The organism is Sphingobacterium tenebrionis, assembly GCF_037126265.1.
Classification (GTDB): Bacteria; Bacteroidota; Bacteroidia; order Sphingobacteriales; family Sphingobacteriaceae; genus Sphingobacterium; species Sphingobacterium tenebrionis.
This window is the reverse complement of record NZ_JAYLLN010000065.1, coordinates 1-7,234: the sequence shown is the minus strand read 5'-3', so window position 1 is coordinate 7,234 and position 7,234 is coordinate 1. Positions and strand designations below refer to the sequence as shown.

Here is a 7,234-nt window from a genome sequence, read left to right as displayed (position 1 = left end):
GGAACAGCGGGGAACGTACTCTTATCTTGAAAATCAACAAATGTTAATGAAAAGATGTCATTTTGAGCTTCTACAATATCCATTTGAAGCAGCTTAGGATCTCGCTGCTTCACCTCATCGAATATAGTGTACTCTACTAATCGATCCGGAGAGATAATGGCCATATTACGCCTCCTGCTCCTGAAGTTCAAGAATTAAAGTAATACGTTCATTTTCATTTTTTGTATCGTGAATAAAATCACCGGTAGTTAATTTACGGATAATTGCTTCTTGTTCTGCTTTAGAAAGCTTTTTTAACGTAGATTCAGTGTATTTTTCGCCAACTAAAAGGGAAGGTGCAACTTCTTTCTCACCTTCCCTAACTGCGAATAGCCTATTATCTTTCAAATAATCGTATGTCTCTTTCTCAACAACTTGCTCTACACCGTCATTAAAAACACGGCCATCAACTGTATATGTCTTGCCACCTACTAATTTAGCAAAATACAAGACTACTCACCTCACTCTTTTACGTTGATAATTTTTGCAACCGCATCTTCTTCTTCAAATTTAGCATCGATTTTTGCAGTTAATACGATGATAAATTTACGCTCACGAATATCTTTATCTACTTCAATACTAATTTGACGACTCATACCTGTTAAGATGTTTTTCGGATGAGTTAAAATAATGTCAGATACAGTCTTTTCAGCTTCTGTGTAAGGTTGTAACATAGCAATTCCCTGTACAGGTACACCATAAGCAGAAGGAAGACCGCCATTGATCGCTGCGTCACCTAGTGCAGTTTGACGATTAGACATAGCATCTAAATATTCAACTTCGATTCCTTGTGAAGTGTAGAATCTCCAATCTTTCTTATTGCGTAAATATTTAGCAGGAACAGCTTTGTAACCGTGCTTGAACACTTCTTTTACAAAATCCGCACCTTTATGGTCCACGATATGCGACGTAGCTTGCTTACGAATACCATTGAGTAATGCTAAATATGGATCTGATGAAGCAGTATCTCCATTTACAATAAGCTCTTCCCAATCAAGTGCAGCACGTCCTGCAATCATTTGCATAAGTGTATCCTTCAATTTACCTTTTTCAATGTTGTTTTCTAATGTATCGTACGTGATATTAACTTCTGCAATTACTTCTTTTGCTTCTAATTTCACTGTACTAGTTTGAGGTACAGAACGATCTTTATCCTCTAATGCTTTACCTTCAACACCAGGACGTAAAATTCTTGAGCCGAATCCCAGCTTTTCAACTTTACGAGAATCTGATTCCATAGGAACAAATCGTGAATCTTTAATAATTGTTGGTGCTGCTTGTACCATCTTTAAGAAAGCGTTGGATTGCTCTGTGTTTAATCGGCCACCTGCTGCTAAATCAGATAGTGTCATAGCTGCTTTTTCGATAATTTTATTGTTGTCTAACATATAGTGAATTCCTCCTTATATTGGTGTATTAAAGTACGCCATCCCATACAGAATTGGATTTTTGAATCTCTTCTTCATGTTTTTCTTCTTGTTTAGAAATACCGCGAGCAGTTTCAATAACTTCTAATCGTTTTTCAATCGGCTCTACAGCTTTTTGCACCGCTGCAGTAACAGACTTTACAATCTCATCATCTTTATTTCCTTCAGCTGCAGGTGGTACCTCTTCACCAGATTTCTCTAGCTTTTGTAATCGCTCATCAAGTGGCGCAATAGCATCTGCTACAGCCTTTGTAATATCTTCTAATTTCAATTCGTCTTCCTCCTTATCGCTTACGCGGTCAATAATATTTTGTAATGCTGTTTGGGCAGTTTCAATATCTGCCATAGAAGCAGCACTTACTTTTCTTCCTGCTTTCTCAATCTCTTCTGTAAGGGTAGTAGCAGGTTTCATTTCTAGCGCTTTGGCAATGGCTACATCTCCACCGTCTCGTATTTCTGTAATAATTTCTGTAAAGTCTTGAATGGCTTCCAGTAAGCGATCGAAATCAACTGCTTCATTAGTGTAGTTATCCCATCTAGAACCGTAATAAGCAGACTCCATACTGTCCCAAGCAGCCCATACATTACGTAATTGTTGATTTCTAGCATAATTATCTCTTACTTCACCTTTTTCGATAGCAGCTGTGTTATGGCCATTAAAAAAAGCCCCCATATGTTTCATAAAGGACTTAATAATTCCGTCTTCTGATTTCGATACTTCTTCTTGATCTTCCACTTCAGCTGTTCCGGCCATACTATAACCGGTGATTTCACCTTTTTGGATTTTCTCCCATACTTCATCACTAGCCTTAGTAGCAATAACCCAAGATCCTTTTTGAATAGTGGTACCGTTGATTTCTAAATCATCCGGAGCAATATAACTTTCCACTATTTCACCTGCTCCTGCTGCAAAATCATGCTGAGTATCAATATTTTGAGCCTCTTTCATAAATTCATGAGCAGCTTTTTCGATTTCTTCTGCAGTCATGAAATCATTATGAGCATCTGCAACACCAGGTTCATATACGACGCCATAAACTAACTTCTGTTCGTCTTCACTTTTCGTTATAATGTCTACTTGCTTTTGGAATGTAGGTCTTTTATCCGCCGATTTAGTTAAGAAAAACTGTTTTTTATTCGCTGCCTTATCTACATAAGAAACATGCGTTATTTTCGCATTTTTTAATTCTCGTACTATCATTTTCTCACCTCCTTTCAATCTTTAATGAATAGACCTGTCAGTAATCCGAATGTATACGCTACTACAAATAGCGCTGCACCCGTTAAAACTTCTTTTTCATATTCACTTAATAAGCTTTTTTTCATTTTCCTCATTTTTTTAATCTCCTTTCAGCAATATACTGCTGTCTTAGAGCTTCTTTATCTTCTTTACTTAATACAATCGTAAGTCCATCTATTACAGGGAATATAACGCAATGACAGTGCATTCTTTCAGCAGGACTTAATTTCGTTTCTCGAGGGAACATACATGTTTCATTTGAATCTTCTATTTCAAATTCTTCATCAACAGGGACTTCAACACCGTCCATTTTCTGATGATTTGCACGTGGATTTCCTTCTTGGCGATCTGTATGTACCCACATCTTTCCTGTAACGGCTGGGCTTTGTCCGTAACTCTCTTGTTGAGCAATACTTAAAGCCGTTAATACCTCATTTTTAGCTATACTGGAAGCTCTGCCTCTACTAAATACTCTTAGGTCCTGTAATGCCGTTATCAGTGCCGAAACCGTTAAATTTCCTGTTATCGCAACTGAAATAGCACCTAATATACCATTTCTCGTAGCAAGAAAAATAAAGGCAGCTAACGTCACTCCCCATTCCGTAACATCGGCTTCAGTTCGCTCTGATAATTCTTCAAATAAAATATCCGGATCCAGAGATTCCATTATGATTACACATAAGGCAATGATAATAGGGAGCAGAACCTCGTTTGATAAATTGGCCATATCATTTTCAAATGTATCGTTTATAAACAAATCTTCTTCAAAGAGATTTAGAATCTCCTCTGAAACAATATCCTCTGCTCCATATGCACTTAAAGCTTTGCAATAATACTTCATTTGCTTCCGGAGCAGCTTAGCCAACTTCTTTTCGTATTCTTCAAAGAATTCCTGCAGACTGTCAGCACCAGGCATATCATCAGGTAAATCATCTGATATATTCCCGTCAGTATCTGCTGCTTTCAATATTGCATTTAGTACGTGCAAGGCGCGATTTATTGACTCCATTTATCTCTCACGTCCTCTAATGCATCCCTTACTCCTTTTAATAAATCTACAACTGTAGGATCAAATGATTTCGTTATAGTTGTTGGAGCAGGCTCTACCGTAATTGGATTAGGCACTTTATTTATTCCGGCTATTAATTGGAAAGGCTTTTCATCTGCTCCCTCATAAGTAAGTGGTTCTAATTCTTTTCCTAAAATCTCTCCTACTAAGTCACGCGGATCATTAGGAGTAAGTGAACCATTATTGATTAATGGTACTAATGCTTTTGCTTTTTCGATTGGATCAGAAGTATTAGGTCCTTTTAACGTAATGGAAACATAATGTATTTTTAACGCTTGGCAGAATAATGTGGTTAATTTCCCGCCAACTATATTCCGCTGCGGTCCAAATACCTGCTCTTCTGTAACTTGTTTAGCAGTCTGTGCAGTTGATTTATTATAATCCTGAGACTCACCTGTATATAGCGGTGGTAACCTAAACGCAGATCGTAACTTATCGCGCGTCTTTGAGTCGTATTCTAAGAACAACGCATCTTGCTGCAGCATTTCTGCCAAAGATTTTATTTGCACTTTTACAGGCGTTATATCTTCTTCACCGCGCATCTTTTCTTGATCTAAACCTTCTGCTTCTAATAATAAAAATTGATGTGAATTTTCTACGCCTTGTACATCCTTCATATACTCTTGTACAGCATTATATGAATCATCAGTTAATTGTCCGTTTTCTACAACGATAGCAGCAGGAACGTGGCGTCCTTGCTTAAAATAGTAGTAATTTAATTCTTCTGCTTTTCTAGCACCAAATAAAGAAACAAGGTGGCCCAAGTATCTAGGCTTACCATATGGAGTAGGACCTATCTTTAACTGTAAAACTTCCGTTGCTTCATCTTCTTCATTATGATTTGCTGTGAATTCACCTGTTTTTGAATTCATAAAACGTGGATCACCGAACTCTTTAAAGAATGTTTTATTTCCGTTTTTCAACTGAACAAACCGACGGAATTTCTTAGGGACTTTCAGTTTTACAGGATTATTCTCTCGCATCACAACAAACGTAACATCTACAGGATCAGTATACGTTGTTACCCGTACATCCTCACATTCCATATATATAATAGAACAAGGCTCTCCTGCTCCGTTCCGTAATATCTCCATATAACCGCTTCCTGTCTTCTCCATATCCGATAAAGACCAGGATAAGATTGTTTCTGGTGTTTCATCAAAGCTAAGATATTTTAAGAAGAATCTTAGTTTTTCCCACTCTACATCTGCTTTCTTTTGAATTTCAGTTTTGGCCGCTCGATAATCAAAAGAATACTCTGGTAGTAATCCAAATCCAGCTATATTAGTAGTCATCGCTTCAACGCATTGCTGTAAAATACTTGAATACTCCGCTATATTTTTCAATTCTTTAATGTTGTGAGGTGGCGGTATAATACCATCCGCATCATACATGCCACTAAACGCATCATCATATATTTGTTTAGTAGTAGATGAGGCACCTTCCACTTTAATTATTGTTGTCCTTACTTTACTCATGCTGATTTACCCTCCCTTCCTTTTCTTTTTCTTTGAGGACGTTTCGAACGATCTCTAACTTTTGGATAGAACGGCGCAAACGCCATTACTACCGCCTCTGCTCGGTCAGGTGATTTTAATCCCCGGTCTTTCATAGCCTTTTTAGGTTCTATTTTTATACGCCCATCACTATTAATTTGATATTTTCGTACGGATAATTGAGCAATTAAATCTTCATCATCTGGTATAGATACAAATTCAAGGCAATTATCTTTAAAATGACCATACATAACACTGACAATACAGGCATATTCCGCATTACCCTTAGATGCAAAGTTAATAGGTATTACATCGATTGGATAATCATTTTCTGCTACAACTTCTTTTAAACGGTCCGTAACGCCGCCACCAACACCTGTATCATCTATTCGTATCGGTATACGTTTTCCGGTTCGTTCACACCATGAGAAGTACTTCTTCGCTTCTTGTACTAACAATCCAGAAACATACATCGTATCTCTTTGATGATGCACTTGCAGCGGTAGTACCTTCCATCCTCTTCTCGTTGCGATAATCGTTTCATCGGATCCAAAACGCGCAACGTCACAACCAATTTCGACAACTGCAGTATCTGGAATTATTTCTTTCACGGTAGATTCGTCTTCCTCATTCTCGATAACTTCAACCTTGTATACTTCTCTCATCCGTGCTGCTTCTGCAGTTTCTAGTGAAATAAATGCATCTGCTTCACCACGAGGGAATTCACCCTCTACACGAACCCGATATACATCTGAACCTTCTCCATACTTTTTCTTAAGCATTTCAATGTTCTTTTTACTGGTCCGTGGTGAATCTTCACTAGATACTTTATGAGATTTATACAATGCTCTGTCTTTATTATGAGAATCAAAAAAGACCCCACTAGTTTTAGTCGGGTTACCACACATAAATAATTTATTTTCTGAACCAGATAACGTACCAAGAATGGCCTCCATAATATCGTCAGCTATACCAGAAGCTTCATCGGCAATAAATAGCATGTAATCTTCATGGAAACCTTGCATATTTTCAGGACGGGTTGCTGTTTTTGCCGTAGCAAACCAACGATCCTCGAAACCTTTCATATAAATCTTGGTTTTCGTCCACTTCAACAGGTCTTTCACTTGAGAACTATTAAGCCATTTTGCAATCTCTGCCCAAAGCACATCGTATAATTGCTGCTTTGTTGGAGCGGTACATATTATTTTTGGGTATGGTCTGCAGCAAAGGAACCAAATACAGATCCAGGACTCCATTGCAGTTTTCCCCACACCTTGGCCGGAACGTACACTAACATGCGAATGGTTCGCTATATCATTAAGTACTTCCTTTTGCCACGGATCCGGCTCAACTTCAAGAATATCCTCAACAAACGCTACAGGATCATCTACATATATTTCTAGCAGCTGGGTAATTATGTCTTGGAGTACTTCTTCCTCTGTTGTTACATCATTAGAAACTGACATACTATCAATCCATTGCACCACTAACGAATTCTTGTGTTGTGTCTTCTGCTACAAGTTCTACGTCTAATCTTGTCCAATAGCTCTCGTCATAATTATATTTTTTCAAATGATCTGTACACCAACCACGCTGCTTATACAATTTTAGTTCCGCTTCATACTCTTCATTTCTAGCTTCTTCTTTAAATTCCAATGCAGCAAGTTCTTTCGCTCTATTCTCATTTTCTGCAATTACATATACATGAACTGCTCCATATCCCATAAATCCATTAGTTACGCGGTATAGATTCATAACTCTTCTTTTACGTTTATATCGTTTTCTCTTCATTGTTACACCTCACTAATACTTTTCTAGGCATACAAGTTTCATACGGAGAAATTACACCATCATTTTCTAAACGATCGATAAGGAATGCTACTACTACATAACCCAGTTGAAATTCTCGATCTATTTCATAAAGTGAGGTTGTTTTTGACTGCATTACAAAACATTTCATGTT

The 7,234-nt window shown here is 37.6% G+C and carries 9 protein-coding genes; all 9 read right to left on the bottom strand.

Annotated features, from left to right (window positions below):
- The coding region (locus tag VJ786_RS16625) for a DUF3199 family protein (protein ID WP_367575551.1) at positions 1–164 on the bottom strand (164 nt) is incomplete at its 3' end.
- A gap of 1 nt (position 165) precedes the next feature.
- Complete coding sequence (locus VJ786_RS16325; protein WP_202283767.1) at positions 166–489, bottom strand: YqbF domain-containing protein; 324 nt, start codon at positions 487–489, stop codon at positions 166–168.
- A gap of 11 nt (positions 490–500) precedes the next feature.
- Positions 501–1,427 carry a phage major capsid protein gene (locus VJ786_RS16320; RefSeq protein WP_202283768.1) on the bottom strand — a complete coding sequence of 309 codons (927 nt, stop codon included), beginning with the start codon at positions 1,425–1,427 and terminating at the stop codon, positions 501–503.
- Between the two features lie 28 nt (positions 1,428–1,455).
- Positions 1,456–2,667, bottom strand: coding sequence for an XkdF-like putative serine protease domain-containing protein (locus VJ786_RS16315; RefSeq protein ID WP_202283769.1), 1,212 nt, complete (start codon positions 2,665–2,667; stop codon positions 1,456–1,458).
- A gap of 130 nt (positions 2,668–2,797) precedes the next feature.
- The gene (locus VJ786_RS16310; RefSeq protein ID WP_336558039.1) at positions 2,798–3,673 is read right to left on the bottom strand and encodes a phage minor head protein; all 876 of its coding nucleotides are present in this window, start codon (positions 3,671–3,673) and stop codon (positions 2,798–2,800) included.
- 29 nt (positions 3,674–3,702) lie between these two features.
- Positions 3,703–5,253 carry a phage portal protein gene (locus VJ786_RS16305; RefSeq protein WP_202283771.1) on the bottom strand — a complete coding sequence of 517 codons (1,551 nt, stop codon included), beginning with the start codon at positions 5,251–5,253 and terminating at the stop codon, positions 3,703–3,705.
- A complete protein-coding gene (locus VJ786_RS16300) occupies positions 5,250–6,737 on the bottom strand; it encodes a phage terminase large subunit (RefSeq protein ID WP_202283772.1) in 1,488 nt (495 codons plus the stop codon). The genes VJ786_RS16305 and VJ786_RS16300 overlap by 4 nt, the downstream gene beginning before the upstream one ends.
- Before the next feature lie 4 nt (positions 6,738–6,741).
- A complete protein-coding gene (locus tag VJ786_RS16295) occupies positions 6,742–7,062 on the bottom strand; it encodes a hypothetical protein (protein WP_202283773.1) in 321 nt (106 codons plus the stop codon).
- The coding region (locus VJ786_RS16290; protein ID WP_336558038.1) for a DNA translocase FtsK at positions 7,043–7,234 on the bottom strand (192 nt) is incomplete at its 5' end. The genes VJ786_RS16295 and VJ786_RS16290, both read right to left, overlap by 20 nt.